The organism is Paraburkholderia sp. 31.1 (assembly GCF_014397645.1).
Lineage (GTDB): Bacteria > Pseudomonadota > Gammaproteobacteria > Burkholderiales > Burkholderiaceae > Paraburkholderia > Paraburkholderia tuberum.
Map to the genome: position 1 here is coordinate 70,933 of NZ_VZQN01000020.1, position 24,624 is coordinate 95,556.

The following is a 24,624-nucleotide window of genomic DNA, read 5'->3' on the forward strand; positions in this document are numbered from 1 at the left end:
AACCACGTCGATAGCCGTTCGGCAGCCCACATTCGGCGTGCAGAAGCGCTGTGCGCCGCAAGACCGTCGCGCGACACCCGACTATACTGGCGGTTGATCTCCCGACGTGTCGATGCGGGCCGCATCGGCGTTTCGTGCCGGCCGCGCGCCGATTTCCACCAACCCGATTTCACGCGACCCGCGTCGCGCTCCCGCCATGCCCGATTTACCGATCCACCTGTGGTATTCGATCACCAGCCTCGGCGGCGCCGGCTTGACGCTGCCGCTCGCGCTCGCCATCGCGCTGTGGTTGGCGGTCGGCTACTCGTGGCGGCTCGCGGCCTGCTGGCTCGCGCTGCTCGGTACGGCGATCGGCGTCGTGACCGTGACCAAGCTCGCCTTCCTCGGCTGGGGCGTCGGCGTGCGCGAGCTCGATTTCACCGGCGTCAGCGGTCACTCCATGCTGTCCACGGCCGTCTATCCGGTCGCGCTGTTTTTGATGCTATTGCCCGCGCGCCGCGCCGTCCGGCTGCTCGGCGTGCTCGGGGGGCTTGCCGCCGGCCTGGCGGTGGGTTTGTCGCGCGTGGTGCTGAGCGCGCATTCGCCGTCCGAAGCCGTGACTGGCTGCCTCGTCGGCGCGCTCACCGCGCTCGTGTTCGTGCGCATCGCGTGGAATGCGGAGCCGGGCCGGCTGTCGGCGCTCCCGGTCACCGTCAGCCTGATGGTGCTGGCAATCCTGATGCACGGCGTGCACGTGCCCACGCAGCGCTGGGTCACGCATATCGCATTGAAGGTGTCCGGCCACGACCGGCCGTTCATTCGCGCGAAATGGCGGGCCCCACGCGACATTCGACCGTCGGCCGCGCCGCTGTCGCAAACGCGCAATACGCTCGAGCCGATGCGCGCGTCGGACATCTGAGCACGCTGCGCCGGCCCTTCCGCCGCGTTTTCACGCTTCCTTTTACAGTTTCGTAGCACTTCCCTCGCTTCACGCCATACGTGAAGCGCTGCGCCGAATCGACCGTTTCTCGCGCACCGCTATAACTGCGCATATATTACGATAGCGTTTTTAAGCCACTGCTTCCCGTTCACGTCAGGCTCCAGGTCCTTCATGACACGCTCTTGCCATCTGAAGCAGTACGCGCTGTGCGTCGCAGCCGCCGTCGCCGTCGTGGTCAGCGTCAAGGCCCACGCCGATGAACTGGTGGTCTCGGCCGCCGCCAGCCTGACCAATGCGTTCAAGGCGGTCGGCGACGCGTTCGAGCAACAGCATCCGGGCACCAAGGTTCTGTTGAACTTTGGCGCGTCCGACGTGCTGATGCAACAGATCGTCAAAGGCGCGCCCGCCGACGTATTCGCGTCCGCGGATCAGAAGGCAATGGACAAGGCCGCCGCCGAAAAGGTGATCGTGCCGTCGACGCGGCGCGACTTCGCCGCCAACTCACTGGTGCTGATCGTGCCAGCCGACAGTCATTTCGCGCCCGCCAACCTCAACGCGCTGACGACCGCGAACGTCAAGCGCGTCGCGTTCGGCGATCCGGCCTCGGTGCCGGTTGGCCGCTACACGCAAGGCGCGCTTCAGGCCGCCGGCGTGTGGGACGCGGTCAGCGCGAAGGCGGTGCTCGCGTCGAACGTGCGTCAGAGCCTTGATTACGTCGCGCGCGGCGAAGTCGACGCCGGCTTCGTGTTCGGCACCGATGCCGCGATCATGCCCGACAAGGTCAAGATCGCGCTGAACCTGCCGACGCAAACGCCGATCAGCTATCCGATCGCGCAGGTCGAAGGCAGCCATCACGCGGCCGACGCGCAAGCCTTCATCGACTTCGTGCTGTCGCCGGCCGGCGAGGCGGTGCTCGCGAAGTACGGCTTCAAGCCGGCGCATTGATTCACGGGGAGAGCACACGCTCATGCAACAGGCCTGGGTTCCGCTGCTGCTATCGCTGAAGGTCGCAGGCTGGGCCACCGCGCTCACTCTCGTGCTCGGCGTCGCGGCCGCGCTCGGCCTGTCGCGCTGGCGCTCCGGCGCGCGCGACGTGATCGATTCGCTGCTGATGCTGCCGCTCGTGCTGCCGCCCACCGTGCTCGGCTATTACCTGCTCGTGCTGCTCGGCCGACGCGGCGTGATCGGCGCGTGGCTCGACCGCGTCGACATCCAGCTCGTCTTCACGTGGCAGGGCGCGGTGATTGCGTCGACGGTGGTCGCGTTTCCGCTCGTGCTGAAGTCCGCGCGCGCCGCCTTTGAGGGCGTCGATCCGCAGTTGGGGCGCGCGGCGCGCACGCTCGGCGTCAGCGAAGCCGCGGTGTTTTTCCGCGTGACGCTGCCGCTCGCCGCGCGCGGGATCCTCGCGGGCGGCCTGCTCGCGTTCGCGCGCGCGCTCGGCGAATTCGGCGCGACGCTGATGATCGCGGGCAATCTGCCAGGCCGCACGCAGACACTGTCGGTCGCGGTCTATTCGGCGGTGCAGGCCGGCGACGACAGCACCGCCAACTTCCTCGTGCTCGTGACATCGGTCGCGTGCGTGACGATCCTGCTGCTCGCGGGGCGTCTCGTGCCGCAGCACACGCTTCTGAGAGCCCGCTGACATGCCGCTCAACGTCGCCATCCGCAAGACCTTCGAGACCGCCGAGCGGCGCTTCACGCTCGACGTCGCGTTCAGCGCGAGCACGCAGCGGCTCGTGCTGTTCGGGCCGTCGGGCGCGGGCAAGAGCCTGACCTTGCAGGCGATCGCCGGCTTGCTGCGTCCCGATGAAGGGACCATCACGCTGCACGGCACCACCTTGTTCGATAGCGCGGTCGGCATCGATCAGAAGCCGCAGGCGCGCAAGATCGCGTATCTGTTTCAGGACTACGCGCTGTTTCCGCATCTGAACGTGCGGCAGAACATCGGCTTCGGGCTGCACCGGGGCTGGCTCAATCCGCGTGCGCGCGGCGCGCATGCGCAGGTCGATTACTGGCTCGATGCGCTCGAATTGAGGGGCTTGGCGGGCAATCACCCGGCGCAGCTGTCGGGCGGGCAGAAGCAGCGTGTGGCGCTCGCGCGCGCGCTGGTTTCGCAGCCGCGCCTGCTGTTGCTCGACGAGCCGTTTTCCGCACTGGATAGTGAGTTGCGCCAGCGCATGCGACGCGAGCTATCGGACCTGCAAACACGGCTCGATATTCCGATGGTGCTGATCACGCACGATCCGGACGACGTCGCCGCATTCGGCGATCAGGTCGTGCAGGTCAGCGACGGACGCGTGCGCGAGGATCATCCGTTCGCAGGATATGCGCGCAGCGAGGCGTCGCCTCGTTGAGCGGGTGGCATTGCGCCTTCGTTACGCCCCGGCAACCTCAATCCTTCACGCCAAGTATCACGCTCGACGCCTTGAACACCGCGACCGCGCTCGCGCCTTCCTGCAAACCGAGCATCTCGACGCTGCCATTGGTGACGACCGCCGTGACCACCGCGCCGCCTTCGAGCCCCAGCGACACTTCCGCGTTCACCGCGCCGCGCTTCACGCTGTGCACGGTGCCACGCAACTGATTGCGCGCCGACAGGCTCAACGGCGCATCGCGATCGCCATCACCCGGTACGAGCAAAACGACCCACGACGCCTTGATCAGCGCAAACGCCGCCACGCCGACCGCGAGCCCGAGGGCTTCGGTGCTCTCGTGCGTGAGCACGGCGACGATCGTGTGGCCGCCGGGCAGCGCGAGCGACACTTCGTCGTTGACGGTGCCGCGCTCGATCGCCGACACCGTGCCGTAGAACTGGTTGCGCGCGCTCGTCTTCACGCCGATGCGGCCGATCAGGTCCCAGTCCGTCGCGAAGCCTTCGCCGATCGCCGCGCCGGCACGTTCGAGAAAGCGCCGATGCTCGCGCTCGACCGCGCGAAACGTCTCGATCAGCTTCATCGCGCGCGGCGTCAGCGTCGTGCCGCCGCCGCCCTTGCCGCCGGTCAGACGCACGACGAGCGGCTCGCCGGCGAGGTTGTTCATCGTGTCGATGGCATCCCACGCGCCTTTGTAGCTGATGCCGACCGCCTTCGCCGCGCTCGTGATCGAGCCGGTCTCGCCAATCGCCGCAAGCAGCGCGATGCGGGCCGCGCCGCCGAGCGTCTGCGTGCCCGCCTGAAACCAGACGGAGCCGCCGAGTTCGAGGGCATCGCGGGGAGGATCGGGGCGGTCGATGGTCATGGCAGAGAGTGGTTGAGGGTACGTGGTAGGGCGGCGAATCATTATAGCGACGCGCTCTTCCGCCGCTGGCCCCTACGCTTGCCACTCACCACGGCACGACTCTGCCGAGGTAATCGAGGTAATGCAAACCGGCACGGCCCTCGTAAGCGTCGATCGTGCTGACCAGGTTCGGGATGCTTTCGTCGATGCTCAGACGCGCGTCCGGCCCGCCCATATCGGTTCGCACCCAGCCGGGCGCCATCAGCAGCAGGGTTCTGGTATCGCTTCGATGACGCGCGGCAAAGCTTCGCATGAACATGTTGAGCGCGGCCTTGCTGCCGCGATAGACCTCGTAGTTGCCATTCTCGTTGTTGGCGACGCTGCCCTGCCCCGACGACATCACGCCGATCGTGCCAGTCGGCCGAACGAGATCGTGCAGCGCCTCGACGACCCGCATCGGACTCAACGCGTTCGTCACCATCACGCGCACGAATTCGTCGGTCGATACATCCGCGATCGTTTCACTATCGTCGTTCTTGACGCCGGCGTTGACGAACAGCAGGTCGATCGGACGTCCTTCGAGGCGGCCCCGCAACGCGGCGACCTGTTCGGGCATCGTGACGTCGACCGTTTCGACTTCGAGTGCGTCATGTGACGCCGTCGCAAGCTGAAGGAGCCTGGTCGTGGAATTTTGCCTGCCGGTCGCGATGACTCGCCAGCCGCGCTTCAGATACTCCTCGACCATCGCAAAGCCGAGGCCGCGCGAGGCGCCGATCAGAAGCACGGTTTTTTGCTGGTTTGCGGGTTGCATGGAACGTTTCCTGTCGATGGACTGGGGTTGAAGCCGGTCCAGGAAATATAGTCCCGCGTGATACAGCGCGGAAGATGCAATGCTTGCACTTACCGACCGTGAATCGTCGACAATGAGCAAGCGCCCGAACCAGGAGACCGCGCGATGTCACCCTCTCGTGAATACTGGTTCCCAGCCAAACGCTATGGCTGGGCGCGCGGCTGCACGAGCCTCAGCGCGACTCATTGGTTTCCTCTGCCGGAAATGCTTGTCTGGGACGGAGCGCAGCAGGCTGCCGCGGGTTCGTTTGCTGCCAATGCCTCCTGGGTATGAGATTGCCCATAGATGGGAGCCGATTCGAGGGTCAGAAAGGTTTCCCAGGCCACGCCTTGCGGATCGACGGTCCACGCCTTGTCCGACTTCGCGTAACAGCATGTCGTGCCGCTCTGGTGCTGCACGGGAACTTCAGCGGCGGCGAAGCGCGCGTTCATCTCTGCCAGTTCTTCATCGGTTTCGACCTGGATGCCAATGTGATCGACGCCAGGTTTCGCCCCGCGTTGCGAGATCGCGAAGTTCACGACGGGGTCGCTCAACTCCCACTTGCAGTAATCGCTCTTGATGACCGTCGGCTCGACGTTGCCAAACATCGCGCTGTAGAAGCGGATGCTGTCGGCAAGATTGTCCACAGCCACGTGAATGTGCATGCGTTTCATGTTTCGTCTCGGCAACAGTTGGAAAGGTCGCTCGCGGCGCACGATGCACCGGAGCAGCAGTTCTCTGTGAGGAAGCCGATCAGCGACGTCATCGACATGGTGATCGTCCCAGATGCGTTCATGGCCGGCGCTCCTTAAGGAATGCTGGCCACCAGCCTGAACCCGCAAACACGACATTTCAATTTAGCGGAAACGCGACATCTGAACTTTGGACTAACAACGCATTTCGCTAGTCGGGACGGCTTGCGTACTGTGCAATCCCATTCCCAAACGACCAGTTCTCCTTCTCGACCTCGACGAGATTGATGAACACATCCTCGGGCCGCACGCCCGGCGACTTCCCGAGTTCATCGACGATGCGCCGGTAGAGCGCCTTCTTCTGCTCGACCGAGCGCGTGTTGCTAACGGTCAGCTGGATCACGACGAGATCGTCGCCGCGCTCGATATTCTGGTACTGCCGGTCATAGATCATGTTGTCGGGCGTGTGCTCGGTGATCAGCATGAACATGTCGTCCTTCGGCACGTTGAACGTGTCCACCAGCGAGCGCTGGATGCCGGCGCTCAGCGCCTGGCGGTAATCGGCCGGCTTGCCGGCGCGCAGTGAGATCCGGGTGAGCGGCATGATGGGCTCCTTGTTTGCGGTGTTGGCTTGAACACAGCTTAGGCGCGCGCCGTCATAATAAACAGATATCTCTGTCTATTTCATCTATTTCCATCCGAAATGAAAGTCCTCGATCTCGATGCGGTGCGCGCCTTCGTGCTGGTCGCCGATCTGCGCAGCTTCACGCGCGCCGCGGACGCGCTCGACACCACGCAATCGGCCGTCAGCCTGAAGCTGAAGCGACTGGAGGCGCACCTGGGCAAGCAGTTGCTGGAGCGCACGCCGCGCATCGTGCGTCTGTCCGCCGACGGCCACGCGTTTCTCGGCGCCGCGCGCGAGTTGCTGAACGCGCACGAGCGCGCGCTCGGCGCGCTGTCGGTGGAGCGGCGACGGCTCGTGCTCGGGCTCAGCGAGCACGTTGCGGGCTCCGATCTGCCGCACCTGCTCGGCCGGCTCAACGCACACGATCCGGGCCTCGTGGTCGAGTTGCATATGGGCACATCGGCGGCGTTGCTCGCGCAGTTCGACGAACGCCGGCTCGATGCGGCGATCGTCCGCTACGGCGCCGACGAACCGCCGCGCGATGACGCGCAGACGCTGTTCAGCGAACCGCTCGGTTGGCTCGCGACGCCGACATGGCTGCCGCGAGTCGGTGAGCCGCTAGCGCTCGCGCTATTGAGCCCGCCGTGCAACGTGCGTGAGGTCGCGTTGCACACGCTGACGGCGGCGGGGATCGCCTGGCAGGAGGTGTTTGTGGGTGGTGGCGTCGCGGCAGTGGGCGCGGCTGTGGCTGCTGGGCTCGCCGTGTCGCCGCTCGCGCGTCGGGTTGCGCCGCGCGGTCTGATCGACGTCGGCGCGCGGCTCAGCCTGCCGGCGCTGCCGGAATCGCGTGTGACGCTGCATTCGCGCGTGCGCGAGGCCCGCTCGGCGGAAACGCTGCGGCTGCTTGCAAACGGCCTCGCCACGGCGTGACGCCACGACCGATGCCACACCGCGCCGCGCCGCTCGAAGCAGCCTTAGTGGATGATCGGCGGCAGCGAACCGCTGCTGGCGGTCGCCGGATTGGGCACGGAGCCCATCGGCGCGATGTCGCTAACGTTTGCGGATGCGTCCGACGAAGTCCGCACGGGCGGTTTGATCAGATTCGCACCGGAAATCGCGGGCTTCGCCGCGACCTTGTCCACATGGGGACGCGCGGTGTGAACCGCCGCGAAATCGGCGTGCACGACCTTGCCCTGAGCCGGCTTCGCGTGCGCCAGTTGCACATGTGGCTGCGCGTGCTTCGCGGTCTGCGCGGTCACGGTGGCGTGCGACCGGTTCGGGCCCGACGCCGCGACTTTCGTACCGCCTTTCACGTTCCCGCCCGCCACGAGATGTTTCTCGCCGTTCCCATGCGCCGCGAGTTTGCCGCCGTGGGCCGCGCCGGCCGACGCGACATGGGTTGCCGCGTGCCGGGCGCTCGCCGTCTGCCGCGCATGCGCACCAGCTTTGGTCTTGATTCCGCCCTTGGCGCCCGCCTTCACTTTCACCGCCTCGGGTTTTTTCCGCGCATGCGCCTGCCGGGTAACGTGTCCGCTCGCGATATGCCCGCTCGCCTCCGGCGGATTCCACACTTCCCCATAACCGGCAGCCAACGCCACCTCCGACACACACCACACGGCCAGCGCCGCTGCTACTGCTCGAACCCGCATCTGCTGCTTCTCCTGATCGACGACTGCCAAAACGAGCCGGGATTATATTCTCTTGCTAAAATCCACTTTTGGACTAATATCATTAAAAAGTACACATAGGGACCTACCCGCAATGACTCACGCTGCCCGAATTTCCTCGCCCGAGGCATCGCCGCGACAATCGCTTTCGGAACCCACGCTGACGCAGATGTCCGCGGCCGGTCTGCGTGCGTTCTTCAACATCGCGCGCGACTGGGACCTGAGCGCCGACGAGCAGATCGTGCTGCTCGGCAAGCCGGGCCGCTCGACGTTCTTCAAGTGGAGGGCGACGCCCGAGACCGCGCGCCTCAGCCACGACACGCTGGAGCGACTGTCGCTGCTGCTCGGCATCTACAAGGCGCTGCAGATTCTGCTGCCGCAGCCGAGCGCCGCCGACACCTGGGTCAAACGTCCCAACAGCGCGCCGCCGTTCGGCGGCAAACGCGCGCTAGACCGCATGCTGGCGGGCAACATCAGCGATCTCGTGGCCGTGCGCCAGTATCTCGACGCAATGCGAGGCGGCTGGGCGTGACGCAACCGCAATGGCAGGACCGCTGGACCAGCGCAGCGCTCGATTGGTCGCCCGCGTATCGCGTGATTCCGACGCGCTTTCCGGCCATCAACCTATTCGATCGGGTCGCATCGCCGGAGGATTTCGACGCGCTGTACGCGCTCGAAGCGATGACCAACGACCGTCTGCGCACCGAAATCGGCGAACTCGATCTGGTGCCGCGCGAGGAGCGCCGTTTCGGGCCCGGCTACGGGCCGATCATGGCCGCGCTCACGCATCTGAATCCGCTCGGCAGCCGCTTTTCCGACGGCACCTACGGCGTGTTCTATTGCGCGCGTTCACGCGCGACTGCGATCGCGGAAACACGCTATCACACGGGTCAGTTTCTCCAGGCGACCGCCGAGCCGCCGATGCGTCAACAGATGCGTCTCTACACGGTAGTCGCACAAGGCAGCGTGGTCGACTTGCGTCGCGACCCCGAGTTCGATCCCGCCGTGCTGTCGCCCGACGACTACCTTCCCGGACAGGCGCTCGGGCGCGCGGTACGCGCGGCGGGCGCGCCGGGCATCGTGTATCCGTCGGTGCGCGACAGCGCTGGCGAATGCCTCGCGGCATTCCGCACGATGCTGCTGCGCGACTGCCATCACGCGGCATACCTCGAATACAACTGGAACGGCAGGAGCGTCGATATGGTGTTCGAGTTGAATCAGGTCGGGTGACAGAAGAGCGGCGAAGCAGCGCGGGGACTTCAGCCGTTCAAGGCAAGGCCAATTCCGCCGCCCCTTCCGCGCGCGCGGCCTCGACCGAGATCGACCAACGACGCAACGCCTGCGGCTGCACGATCGTCAACGTGCCGTCCGGCCCGAACGCGCCCGTATCGATGAACACTTGCGAGCCGATCTGCGTGATGTCGCGCACCGGCGTATGGCCGCAATAGGTCAGCGACAGCCCGCGCTGCCGCAGCGGATCGCCGTTGCCCAGCGCGAGCTCGCGACCCCACAGCAATTGCTGGCGCGTTTCGGCCGAATAATTGCCCGCGTCGAGCTCGGCGTCGGAGCCGAAAAATTCGGCGTGCAGAATGTTGAAGCGCGCCTTGCCGCTGCCGATCACGCGCACGAGCGGCAGCGTGCGCAGATGCTCGGCGTAATAGCGCAGGCGCTCGTCGGGCACGTCGGCCGCCCACGCGCCGCCGATGCCGTACCACCACTGCCGCCGCAAGCGGCCGTCGGCGACCGCGCACAGCGCGTCCTCGTGATTGCCGAGCACCGCATGGAACCACGGCTTCTCGAGCAGCGCGAGCGCCTGCTCCGAGTGTTCGCCCCGATCGACCAGATCGCCGACCGAAAACAGCCGGTCGCACGTCGGATCGAACGCGATCTGACGCAGCAGGTAGCGCAAAGCGTCGACGCAGCCGTGCAGATCGCCGACCACGAAATCGCGGCCGGCCTCGTTGGCGTCGTGATGCTGAACGAAGTTGGCGGGGATGGAATTCATCCCACCATGATAATGCGGCCGACGCGCACGCGTATGCGGGGTGCCTATCGTATCCGCGCGCTTCATCGAGCAAGAAAGACATCGAACGACGCAAAAATGACGCTGAAACGGCACATTTGCGGTATGCGTTACCGGAAATGCACGTTTGCGCGAGTCACTCCTCGCGCGCGCCCGAGTCGTCCCGCGCGCTATTGCAGCGTGCGCAGCTTCGCCACCTGGTCGGCCGCGATCGTCGCCTGCGGATTGCCGAACTGTTTCGTCACGTAGTTGGTGATCGCCGCGATCTGCTCGTCGTCGAGATGGCCGCCGAACCCGGGCATCAGCACGTCCGCGTGCGCGGTCGTGCGATTCACGCCGTGCAGAATGACCAACGCGAGATTGTTCGCGTCGTTCGCGCCGACCGTCGAGTTGTGGATCAGCGACGGATACGCGCCCGGCGCGCTCGCGCCCACGCCCTGCCCGGTCCAGCCATGACAGGTCGCGCAATTGGCGACGAACAGCTGCGCGCCGTTCACGCCGGTGATCGCGGTGCCGCGCATGGCGGTGACGTCGCTGGCCGGCTTGCCCCATTGATCACGGGGACGCGCGTCGCCGCCGCTCACGGCCGGCACCGAGCGCAAGAACACGACGATCGAGCGCAGATCCACCGGCGTCAGATACTGCGTGCTGTTCGCGACCACTTCGCCCATCGGGCCGGCCGCGTTTGCGCGGCTCGGCGCCGCGCCGGTCGACAGATACGACGTGAGTTCGTCGTCGCGCCAGTCGCCGACGCCGCTCAGCTTGTCCGGCGTGATATTGAACGCATGCCAGCCGGCCTGCACCGCACCGGAGAAACGCGCGCTCGACTTCAGCCCCTGCATGAAATTGCGCGGTGTATGGCATTCCTCGCAATGCGCGAGCCCTTCGACCAGATACGCGCCTCGGTTCCATTCGGGGCTCTGTTTCGGGTCCGGCACGAAGCGCCCCTCGGTGAAGTTGAACAGGTTCCAGAACACCATTAGCCAGCGCTGATTGAACGGGAACTTGAGGCTGTTCGAGGGCGGCGTGTAGTGAATCGGCGCGAGCGTGTTCAGATACGCGCGAATCGCGAGCACGTCCTGTTCGGTCACGCGTGTGTAGGCGGTGTACGGGAACGCCGGATAGAGCCGCTCGCCGCCTTTGCCGATGCCTTCGTGCATCGCGCGCATGAAATCGGCGTCGCTCCATTGGCCGATGCCGGTGTCGGGATCGGGCGTGATGTTCGGCGTCACGATCGTGCCGAACGGTGTGCTGATCGGCAGGCCGCCCGCGAATGGGCGCGACTTGTCCGCCGTATGGCAGGCCGCGCAATCGGCAGCACGGGTCAGGTATTGGCCGCGCTTCACGAGTTCGCCATTGGCGGCCTTGCCGGCGAGCATGGCCGGGCCGCCGACCGCAGCCTGCGCCGCGTCGTCGGCGCGCGCCTGGGTGATCGGCATTTCGTCGGTCGAGTCTGCGTCCGGGCCGTGCGACTCGTGCCACGCTATCGACAGCGCAAGCAGCGAAAACGCGGCCGCGAGCGCCGCGCCGCCGAAGCGGCGGCGCTGGTTGACGTGCATCAGCACAGGGTTCGGCTGCGCGCGACAGGTTTTCTTCGTCATTGTGGCTCTCCGGTCGGCGCTCAGATTTCGCGCTTCAGCTTGTCGCCCAGTTTCAGCGACAGTGCAGCGATCGTCAGCGTGCAGTTCACCGACGCGGCGGTGGGCATCACGCCGCTACTCGCGATGAACAGGTTCGAATGATCGTGCGTGCGGCAGTCCGCGTCGACGACCGAACTCGCCGCATCGCTGCCCATGATCGTCGTGCCCATGATGTGATTGTTGGGCGCGAAGCTGTCGTCGAACGAGACCTCGGTGCCGCCGAATAGCGTCGCGATCTGCGCATACAGTTCGTGCGTATTGGCGGCGCTCTTCTTCACGTAGTCGTTGATCGAGTAGTAGATCTCGGGCTGAGGATTCCCGAGCGCGTCCTTGTGATCTGCCGACGGCACGATGCGGTTCTGCGGCTCCGGCAGATGTTCGTGAAAGCTGTTGATGTTCAGCGTTCGCGCCGCGCGGTCGCGAATCTGCCGGTCGAGCTCGGCGCCGGTCAGGCCTTTTTTCAGCAGGTCGGCGGTGACCCCCATCGTCGGCACGCCGTTCGACAAATGCAGCTTCTTCGCCGCGTGATCGGAGCGGAATGCGCCGTCGCGGAAGTTGACGATCGAGGTCATCTCCATCGGGCCACGGCCGGGCCACAGCGGTTCGTTGGCGAGAAACGTGACGCCGGTGCCGGGATGGTCCATCAGGTTGCGGCCCACCTGATCGGAGCTGTTGCCGACGCCGTGCGGGAATTTGTCGGAGGTCGACATCAACATCAGCTTCGGCGTTTCGATGCCGTTCGCCGCGAGCACGAACAGCTTGCCCGTGACGCGTGTGCCATTGCCGTTCGGGTCCTTGTAGTGGACCGCGGTGATAAGCCCTTTGTCGTCCGCTTCGATGCGATACACGACCGCTTCGGGAATCAGTTTCGCGCCGGCCTGCTCGGCCTTCTCCGCGTGAATCACGCCGTTGTACATCGCCGCGATCGGGCAGATCGGCATGCAGTTGTTGTTGCCGCAGCAGGTGGGCCGCGCATCGAACGGCCGGCTGTTGCGCGCGACCGGTTCGGGCACGACCTTGAAGCCCTGCGCATTGAGCACGTGGCTGAACCGCTGATCCATGTACGACAGTGGCAGCTGCTGCATCGGATAGGGCTTCGAGCGCGGCGAACCGAGATCGATCGAACTATCGGGACCGGACACGCCGAGCTGCACTTCGGCGGCCACGTACCACGGCTCGAGCGTTTCGTACGGATACGGCCAGTCGCGCCCGACGCCATACAGCTTGCGCAACTGGAAGTCCGACGGCAGCAGCCGCCACGCGGCGGCCGCCCAGTGCCAGGTCGTGCCGCCGACCAGCCGCACGTATTGTGAGTTGTACGGATAATCGCCCTTCTGGATCAGGTAGTTATTCGCGGGCGCGTACTCGGGATGCGGCGCGTAAGGCGTCGACGGATACGGCGTCGCGAAGTCGGACTTCGCCGGCGAGTTGCGGAAGTTCTCGACGATCTGCCAGCGCGGAATGCGCGGCCCCGCTTCGAGCAGGATCACCGACGCGCCCGCCAGCGCCAGCTGATGCGCAACCAGACTGCCGGCGACGCCGGAGCCGACCACGACGATATCGGCGGATTGTGTGTTTGCCATCGTTTCTCTCTTCGATGCCCTGCCTGTTGCGGGCTTTGTTCGTGCGACGCTTGCGGGTCCGGCGTGCTGGTTGCGCTGCTGGCGTGGCCCGCTCGCGGGCTCGCGCGGCTCACGCGGGCGTCGGCTTCTGCGTCCAGTAGAACGGCACGTCGCGGCAATAGGAGGGAATCGTGAGCACGTCTTGCACGGGCTCGAACATCAGCGCCTTTTCATACGCGATCACCTGGACGTGCGGCATGTCGCCGACGAGGCCCAGGTACCACGCGCGCATGATTGCGCCGACCGTTTTCGCGAGCGCGGGCTGGTCGGTCTGCAGCGCCTGTGTGACCGTATCGGACGGCACGCCGCCGTGGCCTTGCAGCCACGTGTTGAGCGCCGCGACGTTCTGCGCGAACTGGTTATCGGCACGCGACAGCGCATCGTAGACACGTTGGCCAAGCACGGTATCGAAACTGCTACGACCGGTGAGGTGTTGCGAAAGCGCGAGGAAGGCATCGAGTCCGCCCCCGGCTGGCCGCGTATCGGCGAAGGCGGGCGCGATCCACGACAGCGAACGGCTCGCGCCGGCGAACGCGAGCGCCGCGGCCGTCGCGCACGAGCCGAGCACCCAGGCCCTGCGCGAAGCGGAAAACGACGGCGGCAAGCCGGTGAAACGTGTGGCATTGCGATAAGACTTCGCTCCTTGCCGATGCGTCACGTGGGGATGCGCATCGTTATCCTCAGGAACATCTGTCATGGGGGCTCCAGATGATGAGTCGTTCTCGACGAGCAGCGCGGCGAGGGCATGATGCCGTTCGCCTGCCGCTTCGTTTGCTCTTCCCCAAACCTGGTCTTACGCCGCTTCAGCGGTCTCGTATCCGTGCGCGTGATTCACGCGCGCCGCATGTGTGGAGTTGCATGCATGATCGCAACGATTGCTGCCGTTATCTACCAATCGCCTTTCAACTGAAAGCGGCGCGCAAGGCCGCCGCGAAAGACTATAGCCTGTGACCCACCATTCGACAATCGGTCCGCGTTGCACGCGTAGAATCCGCAACACCGACTGCCCTACACTTCGTCGTTCATCGAGTCCATGTCCATCAACTACTATCCCCAGCTTCTTCGCAATCGGCCCCGCACGGTGATCGGCCTCGTGATCGGGATCGTCGTCGCGTTCCTCGTGCCCGGTCATACGAGTCCGATCGCCCGCACACTGATCGGCTGGGACGCGGCCATCTGGAGCTACCTGCTGATGATCTGGGTGCATATGGCTTTTGCCGACGAGCACCGCGTGCGCGAATACGCGATGCGCGACGACGAAAACGCGGGCGTCGTGCTGGTCGTCATCTGCGTCGCGACGATCGCGAGCGTCGCCGCGATCGTGCTCGAACTCGCGTCGGCCAAGGGCGCGGGCGGCGCAACGACCGTCTGGCACTACCTGCTGACCGGTCTGACGCTGATCGGCGCATGGTTTCTGATTCCGACGATCTTCACGCTGCACTACGCGCGCCTCTACTTCGACACGGACGCGCAAGAGACCGCGTTGAAGTTTCCCGATCACCATTTGCTGCCGAACTACTGGGACTTCCTGTACTACTCGTTCACGATCGCGGTCGCGTCGCAGACTTCCGATGTCGTGTTGCGCTCACGCGAAATTCGCCGCGCGACGCTCGCCCAATCGGTCCTGTCGTTCTACTTCAACGTCGCGGTGCTCGGCCTGTGCGTGAACATCGCGGCGGGGCTGCTGGGTTCGTGACAAGGCCGCTGCGCGGCGTTCGGATGAATTTCATGCGAATGCCACGCGCGTGCCACATGGCTGCCACGCGAGCGGCACCCAGGCTTCACGCGTCCGCTTGAACCGCATTCCGTGCAACGCGGGCCGCCCGTGTAAAACCGGCCCCACACCACCCCGTTTTACATGCCGGCCACCCGCGGCGTGCGTAACAATGCCCGCATTTTTGCGCGCGCTCCGTGCGCGCGCGCACCTTCGGCACCCGCCATCTCACCGTAACCTCCCCGTTTCCGCGCTAGCGCGGTGCCCGGCTGCCCGCGTTGGCACACGGTTTGCTCCTTTCCGCGACGAGTGACGACCAGTCCCGCGAGACCGGCGTCTGGCGTCAAAGCACCCGCGACTGGCCAGCGGCGCGACGATCTTTGCACTACATTGACCAGTACGTGCCTCTGCTGACGCATCGCGCGGTATCCGGCTCGGGAAGCCCAATGAGCGCTGTGATCGCATGCCAAGTGCATCCACACCGCAGCAGGACAACTCTGGAAACGACCGATGGAATCTCCAAACGGGTACGCGCCGCGGATTTACTTTTTTCATTCTCTTCTCGTCGGGCCCCTCGATGCCTGGCCCGCGCAGTTCGCTCATGCGGCCGGGCTCGGCTTCGATCATGCGTTGATCGGCGGGCTGTTCGAGCCCGGCCAGGCCGGCCATGGCCAGGTGGTCGGCAATCACGCTCGGCTGCATCCGGTGTTCGAGGCGCAGCATTCGGTGCACGACGCCGTGCGCATGCTCGCCGATGCCGCGCGCCGCAACAACCTGACGCTGCTGGTCGATCTCGTGATCGACCGCATGGCCGCCGACGGCGTGCTGTACAGCGAGCATTCGGACTGGTTTCACGCGCGTGAGTCCGAGCTCGCACGGCTCGATCCGCGCCACGTGCATCGCGAAGACAACGTTGCCTACGCGAATTTCGACGACCCCGCGACGAGTGCCTCGCTGAGCGTCTGGTGGACCCAGCAACTGCTCGCGCTCGCCGAGGCGGGTGTCGGCGGCTTCCGTTTCGATTCGCCGCATCGCGTGCCGGCTGCCGCATGGCGGCACCTCGGCGATGAAGTGCGCGCGAAGCATCCGCGCGTGCGCTTTCTCGCGGCAACGCCGGGCCTGTCGCGCGGCGATCTGCCCGGTCTCGAAGCAGCCGGCTTCGACAGCGCGTTTTCGTCGGTGCGCTGGTGGGATTTCCGTTCGAGCTGGATGGCCGAGGAGCATGCGGCGCTCGCGCGCGTTGGTGCGCCGATCGCCTTTCCCGAAGCGCCGTACGGTACCCGCCTCGCCGCCGAGCTGAGCGACGTGCATGATGCGGCGATCGTCGAGCGGGCGTATCGACGCGCGCTGTTCACGTCGGTTGCATTGGGCAGCGGCTGGATGATGCCGATGGGCTTCGAATACGGCATCGCCGAACCGATGTCGCAAACGCGCGGCGACGCCGCGCAGTTCGCCCGCGCCGCGCAGTCGCGCCGCTTCGATCTGAGCGCCGCCGTCACCCAGGCCAACGACTTCGCGCGCAACACGCCGACACTGCACGCGAACGGTGAATTGCGCCCATTGAGCGGCCCCGGCGCATCGGCCGCGGTTCTGCTGCGCGGCGACGCAGCCGATCTGCGCGACGCCGGGGAAGCAGTCCTGATCGTCGTGAATCCCGAGCTCGGTGCGCCAGTGCGTGTCGATCCCGCGCGCTTCCTCGCGGGCGTGCCGGGCAGCTTTACGCGCTTCGCGCCGCTCGACGCGCGCGGCCGAACCGAACCCGCGGCACTCGTGCCGTTCGCGCTCGCGCCCGGTGCGGTGCGGCTGCTGCGCGCGTTCGCGGAACAGCCGATCTGCCTCGCGCCGCCCATCGACAAGGCGAACAGCAAGCGCAGCGGCCGCAAGACAGTGCTCGACGCGATCGAAGCGCCGCGCGTCGCGATCGAGAGCGTGTCGCCGTCGGTGGAGAACGGTCGCTTCGCGGCCAAGCGCAGCGTCGGCGAGCGCGCGGAAATTCGCGCGGCGATCTTCGCCGAAGGTCACGACAAGATCGCGGCTGCCGTGCTGTGGCGCGCGGCCGACGAAACCGCGTGGCACGAAGAACTGATGTCGCCCGCGCCGCCGGCCGGGCTCGACTTGTGGAGCGCGCGCATTCCGCTCGAGCGGATCGGCCGCTACGAGTTCACCGTGATCGCGTGGCGCGACGAGTTCGCGTCGCTCGTCGAGCACATCCAGAAGAAGCTGAAGGCGAACCAGACCGTCGAGATAGAACTCGACGAAGCCGCGCATCTGTTCGCGCTCGTGCTCGCCGAAGTCGAGACGACCGAAGGCGCCGACAAGGAGCCGCTCGAACACATCGTGCGCGACTTCCAGAAGGCCGACGCCGAACAGAAGCTCGCAGTGATTCTCGCGCCCGCCACAGCGAAGGCAATGACCGCCGCGCGCCATCGCCCGTTTGTGAGCCGCGACCCCGTGATCTACAAGATCGACGCGGAACGCACGGCCGCCTATTTCGCGAGCTGGTACGAGATCTTCCCGCGCTCGATGAGCGACGACGAGTCGCGCCACGGCACGTTCGCGGACGTGAGCGCGAAGCTGCCGCGCATCCGCGACATGGGCTTCGACGTGCTGTACTTCCCGCCGATCCACCCGATCGGCCTCGCGAACCGCAAGGGCCGCAACAACACGCTGACCACGCAGCCGGGCGACGTGGGCAGTCCCTATGCGATCGGCGCCGCTGAGGGCGGTCACACCGCCGTGCATCCGCAACTCGGCACGCTCGACGATTTCAAGGCGATGCTCGCCGCCGCGCATGCGCATGGCCTCGAGATCGCGCTCGACTTCGCGATCCAGTGCTCGCCCGATCACCCGTGGCTGAAGGAGCATCCGACGTGGTTCGCGTGGCGCCCCGACGGCACGCTGCGCTACGCCGAGAATCCGCCGAAGAAGTATCAGGACATCGTCAACCCGGACTTCTACGCGCACGACGCCAAGCCCGGCCTGTGGCTCGCATTGCGCGACGTGATCCTGTTCTGGGTCGACGCGGGCGTGCGCATCTTCCGCGTCGACAATCCGCACACCAAGCCGCTGCCGTTCTGGGAATGGATGATCGCCGACGTGCGTGCGCGCCACCCCGACACGATCTTTCTCGCCGAAGCCTTCACGCGGCCGCGCATGATGAACCGGCTCGGCAAGATCGGCTTCTCGCAGTCGTACACGTACTTCACGTGGCGCGAGTCGAAGCGCGATTTCACCGAGTACATGGGCGAACTCACGCAGACCGGCGCGCGCGATTTCTATCGGCCGAACTTCTTCGTCAATACGCCGGACATCAACCCGCGCCATCTGCAATCGCAGGGACGCACGGGCTTTCTGATCCGCGCGGCGCTGGCCGCGACACTGGCCGGCCTGTGGGGCGCGTATAGCGGCTTCGAACTGTGCGAGGCCACCGCGCTGCCGAACAGCGAAGAGTATCTGGACTCCGAAAAGTATCAGTTGCGGGCGTGGGACTGGCACCGGCCCGGCAATATCGTCGGCGAGATCACCGCACTGAACCGCATCCGTCGCGCGAATCCGGCGCTGCAAACGCATCTCGGTCTCACGTTCCTCGCCGCGCACAACGACCACATCCTGTGCTTCGAGAAAGCGACCGAATCGCGCGACAACGTGATCGTCGTCGCGATCAATCTCGATCCGTTCAACGAACAGGGCGCGGACATCGAGTTGTCGTGGGACACGTTCCAGCGCTGGCATCTACACGATCACGCCACGCTCGAAGTGATCGACCAGATGACCGGCGCACGCTTCGAATGGCACGGACGCTGGCAACACGTGCGGCTCGGCTCGGGCCAACCCTTCTCGATCTGGCGAATCGCGCCGCTAGGCGGCCTGCCCGCCGATCGCCCCGAGGACAGCGACCACGATCCCGACAGCGCTCCTCACGCAGACGCTGTCAACCCAACCTGGATGGAAGGTGGAACATGAAGCGCGACGATCCAGCCCAAACCGCGCACGAGGCGCAAACGGCCGTGGCCGTCGGCACCGCGGCGAAGGTACGCACGCGCCGCCGCGGCAAACCCGCGGCCCTCAGCGACGATCCGCTGTGGTACAAGGACGCGATCATCTATCAGGTGCACATCAAGTCGTTCTTCGATGGGAACAACGACGGCGTCGGCGATTTCCCCGGTCTGATGGCCAAGCTCGACTACATCGCCGAGCTCGGCGTCAACGCGATCTGGCTGCTGCCGTTCTATCCGTCGCCACGCCGCGACGACGGCTACGACATCGCCGACTACCGCAACGTGCATCCCGACTACGGTCAGCTCGCGGACGTGCGGCGCTTCATCCAGGAAGCGCACGCGCGCGGCATCCGCGTGATCACCGAGCTCGTCATCAATCACACGTCGGATCAGCACCCGTGGTTCCAGCGCGCGCGGCGCGCGAAGCCCGGCTCGAACTATCGCAACTACTACGTGTGGTCCGATACCGATCAGAAGTACGCGGAGACTCGCATCATCTTCATCGACTCGGAGCCGTCGAACTGGACGCACGATCCGGTTGCGGGCGCGTACTACTGGCACCGTTTCTACTCGCACCAGCCCGATCTGAACTTCGACAATCCGGCGGTGTTGAAAGAGGTGCTGCACGTGATGCGTTTCTGGCTCGACATGGGCATCGACGGGCTGCGGCTCGATGCCGTGCCGTACCTCGTCGAACGTGAAGGCACCAACAACGAGAACCTGCCTGAGACGCACGAGGTCCTGAAGCGGATTCGCGCGACCATCGACGCCGAGTACCCGAACCGGATGCTGCTCGCCGAGGCGAACCAGTGGCCCGAGGACGTGAAGGAGTATTTCGGCAACGAAGACGAATGCCATATGGCGTTCCACTTCCCGCTGATGCCGCGCATCTACATGTCGATCGCGAGCGAAGACCGCTTCCCGATCACCGACATCATGAAGCAGACACCGGAACTCCCCGAATCGAACCAGTGGGCGATCTTCCTGCGCAATCACGACGAGCTGACGCTCGAAATGGTCACCGATTCCGAGCGTGACTATTTGTGGAACACCTATGCGAGCGATCGCCGCGCACGTTTGAATCTCGGCATTCGCCGCCGTCTCGCGCCGCTGATGGAGCGCGACCGCCGCCGCATCGAGCTGATCAACTCGCTGCTGCTGTCGATGCCCGGCACGCCGGTCATCTACTACGGCGACGAACTCGGCATGGGCGACAACATCCACCTCGGCGACCGCGACGGTGTGCGCACGCCGATGCAGTGGTCGTCGGATCGCAACGGCGGCTTCTCGCGCGCGGACCCTGAGCAACTGGTGCTGCCGCCCGTGATGGGTACGCTGTACGGCTTCGACGCGGTCAACGTCGAAGCGCAGAGCCGCGACCCGCATTCGCTGCTGAACTGGACCCGCCGCATGCTCGCGACGCGGCGCGCGAAGCAGACCTTCGGACGCGGCACGATCCGCTTTTTGAAGCCTGAAAACCGCAAGATTCTCGCGTATCTGCGCGAGATGCCCGGCGCGGCGCCGATCCTGTGCGTCGCGAATCTGTCGCGTGCGCCGCAGGCAGTCGAGCTCGAACTGTCAGAATTCAACGGCTTCGTGCCGATCGAGATGACCGCCGATTCGGTGTTCCCCGCGATCGGTCAGCTGACCTATCTGCTGACGTTCCCGCCCTACGGCTTCCTGTGGTTCATGCTGTGCGAAGGCGGCGGGCGTCCGACATGGGCGCAGGCGCATTCCGTGCCGCTGCCCGAGTTCGTCACGATCGTGATCCGCGAGGGGCAGACCGGGCCGACTCCCGAAAACGTGCGGCTGCTGGAATCCGAGGTGCTGCCGTCGTGGCTGAGCCGGCGCCGCTGGTTCGCGTCGAAAGATCAGAAGATGCACGCGGTGCGGCTCGCCGCGCTGACCACGATCCCGAACGGCGGCTTCGCGTTCACTGAAATCGAAGCAGACGTCGGCAACCACACCGAGCGCTACGTTGTGCCGATCGCGATCACATGGGGCGGCGAAACCACCACGCCGCTGTTTCTGCAACTGGCGCTTGCACGCGTGCGGCGGGGCCGCAACGTCGGCCATCTTACCGACGCGTTCTCGCTGCCGATCTTCGCGCACAACGTGCTGCGCAAGATGCGCGAGCGCGCGGTCGTGCCGACCGTGCAGAAGAGCGAGATCAAGTTCCTGCCGACCGAGCGCTTCGCCGAACTCGACGCTCTCGGCGAGCGGCCCGAGATTCGCTGGCTCGCGGCCGAACAGAGCAACAGCTCGCTGATCGTCGCCGATGCCGCGGTGCTGAAGCTGGTGCGACGGCTCGTCAGCGGCATCCATCCGGAAGCGGAAATCAGCCGCTATCTGACGCAGCTCGGCTATGCGAACACCGCGCCGCTGTATGGCGAAGTGGTGCGCGTCGATCCCGAGGGCGTGCCGCATACGCTCGCGATCCTGCAGGGCTTTATCGACAATCAGGGCGATGCGTGGAACTGGTCGCTCGACTATCTGCGCCGCTCGGTCGACGAACTCGCGATCGCGATCGACACCGAAACGCAGACAGTACCCGATCGCACGAACGAGTCGATTCTGCTGGACGGTTACGGCGAACTCGCGGGCATCATCGGCCGCCGGCTCGGCGAGTTGCACGTCGCGCTCGCCACGCCGAGCGACGACCCCGCGTTCGCGCCGGAACCGGCCAACGCCAAACAGGTGAAGGCATGGGTCGAGGCGGCGCAGACGATGCTCGCGGCCGCGCTCGATCTGCTCGCGCCGCGCATCGCGGACATGAGCGACGCGGACACGAAGGGGCTTGCGCAAAGTCTGATCGATCGCCGCGCCGCGCTCGTCGAGGCCGTCGACAAGCTGGTGCCGGGCGACGCGGGCGCGTTGCGCATCCGCATCCATGGCGACTTCCATCTCGGCCAGGTACTGGTCGCGCACGGCGACGCATATCTGATCGATTTCGAAGGCGAGCCCGCGCGTTCGCTCGACGAGCGTCGCCAGAAATCGAGCCCGTTGCGCGACGTGGCCGGTCTGATGCGCTCGCTCTCGTATGCGAGCGCAGCCGCGCAATCGACCACCGAAGGCGCGCCGCAACAGACCGCCGATCGCAAGCGCGCGCTGTTCGAGCGCTTCCGCGCGCACGCGACTGGCGCGTTCCTCGCGGAATATCGCGCGGCCGCCGCGCAGTCGCCGACGCCGCTCGTCGCGCCCGAATCCGAGGAGGCGCTGCTCGATCTGTTCCTGATCGAGAAGGCCGCCTACGAAATCCGCTACGAAGCGGCCAACCGACCGGCGTGGCTCGGCTTGCCGGTGCGCGGCCTCGCGGCGCTCGTGAGCCGGCTGCTCGGCGACACCGGCAGGCCGCCGCACCACGATCCGTCAACCCAGGCGCCTGGCGCGGCCACGCCGCCTAACCCGGCCGAGGGCGACTATGAGTGAGCATGATCCGGCCGCAGGCCTTCAACCCGTCGATATCGACGCGCTCGTCGAAGCGCGTCACCCCGATCCGTTTTCGCAGCTCGGGCTGCATCAGACGGACGCGGGGCCGATCGTGCGCGCGCTGCTGCCGAACGCCGCGCACGTCACCGTGATTTCGCGCGCTGATGGCGCGACGCTCGGCGAACTCGAACAACTGCGCCCTGGCCTGTTCGCGGGCCGCATCACGTCGGCGATGCCGTATCGCTTGCGCATCGACTGGCATGGTGTGGTGCAGGAAGTGGAGGATACCTATTCGTTTGCTCCGGTGCTCGGCGACGAGCCGCTCGAACGTCTCGCGCGCGGCGATCCGTACGCGGTGCTCGAATGTCTGGGCGCGCGGCCGGTCGACGTCGACGGTGTGCCGGGCGTGCGCTTTGCGGTGTGGGCGCCGAATGCGCGGCGCGTGTCGGTGGTCGGCGACTTCAATGCGTGGGACGGCCGCCGCCATCCGATGCGGCTGCGTCACCAGGCGGGCGTGTGGGAGCTGTTCGTGCCGCGTGTCGGCGCCGGCACGCGCTACAAGTACGAGCTGCTGTCGCGCGACGGCCATCCGCTGCCGCTGAAGGCCGACCCGTGCGCGATGCAGACGGAAAAGCCGCCGGGCACCGCATCGATCGTCGCACACGTCGACGAGATCGAGCAGTTTCCGTGGAGCGATCACGAGTGGATCCAGTCGCGCGCCGACAAGCAGACCGCGCGCACGCCGATCACGATCTACGAAGTGCACGCGGAGTCGTGGCTGCGCGTCGCCGAGGAAGGCCAGCGTGGTCTCGTCTGGGAAGAGCTCGCCGAGCGGCTGATTCCCTATGCGAAGAGCATGGGCTTCACGCACATCGAATTTCTGCCGATCGCCGAGCATCCGTTCGGCGGTTCGTGGGGCTATCAGCCGCTCGGGCAGTTCGCGCCGTCCGCGCGCTTCGGCAAGCCCGAGCAGTTCGCGCGTTTCGTCGATCGCGCGCACGAAGCAGGGCTCGGCGTGATTCTCGACTGGGTGCCCGCGCATTTCCCGAACGACGCGCATGGCCTGATCGATTTCGACGGCACGCCGCTCTACGAGCATGCCGATCCGCGCGAAGGCTATCACCAGGACTGGAACACGATGATCTACAACCTCGGCCGCAACGAGGTCAGCGCGTTCCTGATCGCGTCGGGGCTCGCGTGGTTGAAGCGCTATCACGTCGACGGCCTGCGCGTCGATGCGGTCGCGTCGATGCTGTATCGCGACTACTCCCGTGCGGCCGGCGAGTGGGTGCCGAACATCTATGGCGGCCGCGAGAATCTCGAATCGATCGCGTTCCTGAAGCGGTTGAATCACGAGGTCCGCTATGTGCCGGGCGCGCCCGGCGCGATCACGGTCGCCGAGGAATCGACCGCATGGCCGGGCGTGACCGCGCGCCTCGCGGACGGCGGCCTCGGCTTCGACTTCAAGTGGAACATGGGCTGGATGCACGACACCCTGCACTACATGCACGAAGACCCGATGTATCGCCAGTATCACCACCACAACATGACGTTCGGCATGGTGTACGCATATTCCGAGCACTTCGTGCTGCCGCTTTCGCACGACGAGGTGGTGCACGGCAAGGGCTCGCTGCTCGGCAAGATGCCCGGCGACCGCTGGCAGCGTTTCGCTAATCTGCGCGCGTACTTCGGTTTCATGTGGACGCACCCAGGCAAGAAGCTGCTGTTCATGGGCGGCGAATTCGGCCAGATGGCGGAGTTCGACCATGACGGCTCGCCGCATTGGCATCTTCTCGACGATTCGAACCACCACGGCGTGCAATTACTGGTGCGCGACCTGAACCATCTGTATCGCAACGAGCCCGCGCTGCATCTGCTCGACAGCGAACCGGGCGGCTTCGAATGGTTGATCGGCGACGACAGCGGCAACAGCGTGTTCGCCTATCGGCGCACCGACGGCGCGGGCCAGGAGTTCGTCGTGGTGTGCAACATGACGCCGGTGCCGCGGCTCGGCTATCGGCTCGGCATGCCGCGCGGCGGACGCTGGGTGGAAGTGCTGAATACCGATGCAGGCGTGTATGGCGGCTCGAACATGGGCAACGGCGGGCTGATTCATTCCGACCATGTATCGAGCCACGGCAGGCCACATTCCGCTGCGCTGACCTTGCCCCCGCTCGCGACGATCGTATTGCGCGCGGACTGAGAAAACGTGCCGTAACCCGGGCGCGCGGCGCACAGGCAGCCGCCGCG

20 protein-coding genes and 1 pseudogene are annotated in these 24,624 nt (G+C 65.8%); 11 read left to right on the plus strand and 10 right to left on the minus strand.

Translation table 11 applies throughout. The features are described from left to right. Window positions 1-196 precede the first annotated feature (196 nt). From F6X37_RS17320 to F6X37_RS17335, 4 genes are all read left to right on the plus strand, one after another. A complete protein-coding gene (locus tag F6X37_RS17320) occupies window positions 197-898 on the plus strand; it encodes a phosphatase PAP2 family protein (RefSeq protein WP_187612174.1) in 702 nt (233 codons plus the stop codon). A gap of 192 nt (window positions 899-1,090) precedes the next feature. After that, window positions 1,091-1,864 (plus strand): molybdate ABC transporter substrate-binding protein, encoded by a 774-nt coding sequence (gene modA, locus F6X37_RS17325; RefSeq protein WP_187612175.1) that lies wholly within the window; start codon window positions 1,091-1,093, stop codon window positions 1,862-1,864. A gap of 22 nt (window positions 1,865-1,886) precedes the next feature. Beyond that, window positions 1,887-2,561, plus strand: coding sequence for a molybdate ABC transporter permease subunit (modB, locus tag F6X37_RS17330; RefSeq protein ID WP_187612176.1), 675 nt, complete (start codon window positions 1,887-1,889; stop codon window positions 2,559-2,561). A gap of 1 nt (window position 2,562) precedes the next feature. Beyond that, window positions 2,563-3,273, plus strand: a complete 711-nt coding sequence (locus tag F6X37_RS17335) for a sulfate/molybdate ABC transporter ATP-binding protein (protein ID WP_187612177.1) — start codon at window positions 2,563-2,565, stop codon at window positions 3,271-3,273. 37 nt (window positions 3,274-3,310) lie between these two features. Here F6X37_RS17335 and F6X37_RS17340 read toward each other — a convergent pair whose 3' ends face one another. From F6X37_RS17340 to F6X37_RS17355, 5 genes and pseudogenes are all read right to left on the minus strand, one after another. After that, the gene (locus tag F6X37_RS17340; RefSeq protein ID WP_187612178.1) at window positions 3,311-4,156 is read right to left on the minus strand and encodes a TOBE domain-containing protein; all 846 of its coding nucleotides are present in this window, start codon (window positions 4,154-4,156) and stop codon (window positions 3,311-3,313) included. Between the two features lie 85 nt (window positions 4,157-4,241). Further along, complete coding sequence (locus F6X37_RS17345; protein WP_187612179.1) at window positions 4,242-4,946, minus strand: SDR family NAD(P)-dependent oxidoreductase; 705 nt, start codon at window positions 4,944-4,946, stop codon at window positions 4,242-4,244. A 221-nt stretch (window positions 4,947-5,167) separates the two neighbouring features. After that, window positions 5,168-5,638 (minus strand): ArsI/CadI family heavy metal resistance metalloenzyme, encoded by a 471-nt coding sequence (locus tag F6X37_RS17350; RefSeq protein WP_187612180.1) that lies wholly within the window; start codon window positions 5,636-5,638, stop codon window positions 5,168-5,170. Beyond that, window positions 5,635-5,733: pseudogene (locus F6X37_RS37975) on the minus strand (transcriptional regulator); the annotation flags it as partial. The pseudogene F6X37_RS37975 and the gene F6X37_RS17350, both read right to left, overlap by 4 nt. A 134-nt stretch (window positions 5,734-5,867) precedes the next feature. Continuing rightward, window positions 5,868-6,260 (minus strand): tautomerase family protein, encoded by a 393-nt coding sequence (locus F6X37_RS17355; RefSeq protein ID WP_184057500.1) that lies wholly within the window; start codon window positions 6,258-6,260, stop codon window positions 5,868-5,870. Between the two features lie 99 nt (window positions 6,261-6,359). Here F6X37_RS17355 and F6X37_RS17360 point away from each other — a divergent pair, with 99 nt between their 5' ends. Further along, window positions 6,360-7,211 carry a LysR family transcriptional regulator gene (locus tag F6X37_RS17360; protein ID WP_187612181.1) on the plus strand — a complete coding sequence of 284 codons (852 nt, stop codon included), beginning with the start codon at window positions 6,360-6,362 and terminating at the stop codon, window positions 7,209-7,211. Between the two features lie 44 nt (window positions 7,212-7,255). Here F6X37_RS17360 and F6X37_RS17365 read toward each other — a convergent pair whose 3' ends face one another. Continuing rightward, window positions 7,256-7,930, minus strand: a complete 675-nt coding sequence (locus F6X37_RS17365; RefSeq protein ID WP_187612182.1) for a hypothetical protein — start codon at window positions 7,928-7,930, stop codon at window positions 7,256-7,258. Between the two features lie 187 nt (window positions 7,931-8,117). Here F6X37_RS17365 and F6X37_RS17370 point away from each other — a divergent pair, with 187 nt between their 5' ends. Further along, window positions 8,118-8,480 (plus strand): MbcA/ParS/Xre antitoxin family protein, encoded by a 363-nt coding sequence (locus tag F6X37_RS17370; RefSeq protein WP_018424156.1) that lies wholly within the window; start codon window positions 8,118-8,120, stop codon window positions 8,478-8,480. Then, complete coding sequence (locus F6X37_RS17375) at window positions 8,477-9,178, plus strand: RES family NAD+ phosphorylase (RefSeq protein WP_090808353.1); 702 nt, start codon at window positions 8,477-8,479, stop codon at window positions 9,176-9,178. The genes F6X37_RS17370 and F6X37_RS17375 overlap by 4 nt, the downstream gene beginning before the upstream one ends. A gap of 37 nt (window positions 9,179-9,215) precedes the next feature. Here the strand turns inward: F6X37_RS17375 and F6X37_RS17380 are convergent, their stop codons facing one another. From F6X37_RS17380 to F6X37_RS17395, 4 genes are all read right to left on the minus strand, one after another. After that, window positions 9,216-9,953 carry a metallophosphoesterase gene (locus F6X37_RS17380; RefSeq protein ID WP_262419953.1) on the minus strand — a complete coding sequence of 246 codons (738 nt, stop codon included), beginning with the start codon at window positions 9,951-9,953 and terminating at the stop codon, window positions 9,216-9,218. Between the two features lie 188 nt (window positions 9,954-10,141). Beyond that, on the minus strand, window positions 10,142-11,572 hold the full coding sequence (locus F6X37_RS17385; RefSeq protein ID WP_187612184.1) for a cytochrome c: 1,431 nt from the start codon (window positions 11,570-11,572) through the stop codon (window positions 10,142-10,144). 20 nt (window positions 11,573-11,592) lie between these two features. Further along, complete coding sequence (locus F6X37_RS17390; RefSeq protein WP_187612185.1) at window positions 11,593-13,194, minus strand: GMC family oxidoreductase; 1,602 nt, start codon at window positions 13,192-13,194, stop codon at window positions 11,593-11,595. A 109-nt stretch (window positions 13,195-13,303) separates the two neighbouring features. Further along, on the minus strand, window positions 13,304-13,930 hold the full coding sequence (locus tag F6X37_RS17395; protein WP_187612186.1) for a sugar dehydrogenase complex small subunit: 627 nt from the start codon (window positions 13,928-13,930) through the stop codon (window positions 13,304-13,306). Window positions 13,931-14,266: 336 nt separating this feature from the next. On the opposite strand from F6X37_RS17395, the gene F6X37_RS17400 reads away from it, so the two are divergent. The 4 genes from F6X37_RS17400 to glgB all read left to right on the plus strand — a co-directional run bounded on the left by F6X37_RS17400 (window position 14,267) and on the right by glgB (window position 24,577). Beyond that, on the plus strand, window positions 14,267-14,929 hold the full coding sequence (locus tag F6X37_RS17400) for a DUF1345 domain-containing protein (RefSeq protein ID WP_187612187.1): 663 nt from the start codon (window positions 14,267-14,269) through the stop codon (window positions 14,927-14,929). Window positions 14,930-15,457: 528 nt separating this feature from the next. Continuing rightward, window positions 15,458-18,910: a maltotransferase domain-containing protein gene (locus F6X37_RS17405; protein ID WP_187612188.1), complete on the plus strand. Its 3,453-nt coding sequence runs from the start codon at window positions 15,458-15,460 to the stop codon at window positions 18,908-18,910. Further along, window positions 18,907-22,374, plus strand: coding sequence for a maltose alpha-D-glucosyltransferase (treS, locus tag F6X37_RS17410; RefSeq protein WP_187612189.1), 3,468 nt, complete (start codon window positions 18,907-18,909; stop codon window positions 22,372-22,374). Before F6X37_RS17405 ends, treS begins: the two co-directional genes overlap by 4 nt. Next, window positions 22,367-24,577, plus strand: a complete 2,211-nt coding sequence (gene glgB, locus F6X37_RS17415) for a 1,4-alpha-glucan branching protein GlgB (RefSeq protein ID WP_187612190.1) — start codon at window positions 22,367-22,369, stop codon at window positions 24,575-24,577. Before treS ends, glgB begins: the two co-directional genes overlap by 8 nt. Window positions 24,578-24,624 lie beyond the last annotated feature (47 nt).

What these genes read in the sequence shown, in the direction of transcription:
- F6X37_RS17390 (WP_187612185.1), bottom strand. Translation starts at nt 13,194, where the DNA reads ATGGCAAACACACAATCCGCCGATATCGTCGTGGTCGGCTCCGGCGTC.
- modB (WP_187612176.1), top strand. Translation starts at nt 1,887, where the DNA reads ATGCAACAGGCCTGGGTTCCGCTGCTGCTATCGCTGAAGGTCGCAGGC.
- F6X37_RS17340 (WP_187612178.1), bottom strand. Translation starts at nt 4,156, where the DNA reads ATGACCATCGACCGCCCCGATCCTCCCCGCGATGCCCTCGAACTCGGC.
- F6X37_RS17335 (WP_187612177.1), top strand. Translation starts at nt 2,563, where the DNA reads ATGCCGCTCAACGTCGCCATCCGCAAGACCTTCGAGACCGCCGAGCGG.
- F6X37_RS17385 (WP_187612184.1), bottom strand. Translation starts at nt 11,572, where the DNA reads ATGACGAAGAAAACCTGTCGCGCGCAGCCGAACCCTGTGCTGATGCAC.
- F6X37_RS17405 (WP_187612188.1), top strand. Translation starts at nt 15,458, where the DNA reads ATGGAATCTCCAAACGGGTACGCGCCGCGGATTTACTTTTTTCATTCT.
- F6X37_RS17320 (WP_187612174.1), top strand. Translation starts at nt 197, where the DNA reads ATGCCCGATTTACCGATCCACCTGTGGTATTCGATCACCAGCCTCGGC.
- F6X37_RS17350 (WP_187612180.1), bottom strand. Translation starts at nt 5,638, where the DNA reads ATGAAACGCATGCACATTCACGTGGCTGTGGACAATCTTGCCGACAGC.
- F6X37_RS17360 (WP_187612181.1), top strand. Translation starts at nt 6,360, where the DNA reads ATGAAAGTCCTCGATCTCGATGCGGTGCGCGCCTTCGTGCTGGTCGCC.
- glgB (WP_187612190.1), top strand. Translation starts at nt 22,367, where the DNA reads ATGAGTGAGCATGATCCGGCCGCAGGCCTTCAACCCGTCGATATCGAC.
- treS (WP_187612189.1), top strand. Translation starts at nt 18,907, where the DNA reads ATGAAGCGCGACGATCCAGCCCAAACCGCGCACGAGGCGCAAACGGCC.
- F6X37_RS17370 (WP_018424156.1), top strand. Translation starts at nt 8,118, where the DNA reads ATGTCCGCGGCCGGTCTGCGTGCGTTCTTCAACATCGCGCGCGACTGG.
- F6X37_RS17355 (WP_184057500.1), bottom strand. Translation starts at nt 6,260, where the DNA reads ATGCCGCTCACCCGGATCTCACTGCGCGCCGGCAAGCCGGCCGATTAC.
- modA (WP_187612175.1), top strand. Translation starts at nt 1,091, where the DNA reads ATGACACGCTCTTGCCATCTGAAGCAGTACGCGCTGTGCGTCGCAGCC.
- F6X37_RS17380 (WP_262419953.1), bottom strand. Translation starts at nt 9,953, where the DNA reads ATGAATTCCATCCCCGCCAACTTCGTTCAGCATCACGACGCCAACGAG.
- F6X37_RS17395 (WP_187612186.1), bottom strand. Translation starts at nt 13,930, where the DNA reads ATGACAGATGTTCCTGAGGATAACGATGCGCATCCCCACGTGACGCAT.
- F6X37_RS17345 (WP_187612179.1), bottom strand. Translation starts at nt 4,946, where the DNA reads ATGCAACCCGCAAACCAGCAAAAAACCGTGCTTCTGATCGGCGCCTCG.
- F6X37_RS17365 (WP_187612182.1), bottom strand. Translation starts at nt 7,930, where the DNA reads ATGCGGGTTCGAGCAGTAGCAGCGGCGCTGGCCGTGTGGTGTGTGTCG.
- F6X37_RS17400 (WP_187612187.1), top strand. Translation starts at nt 14,267, where the DNA reads ATGTCCATCAACTACTATCCCCAGCTTCTTCGCAATCGGCCCCGCACG.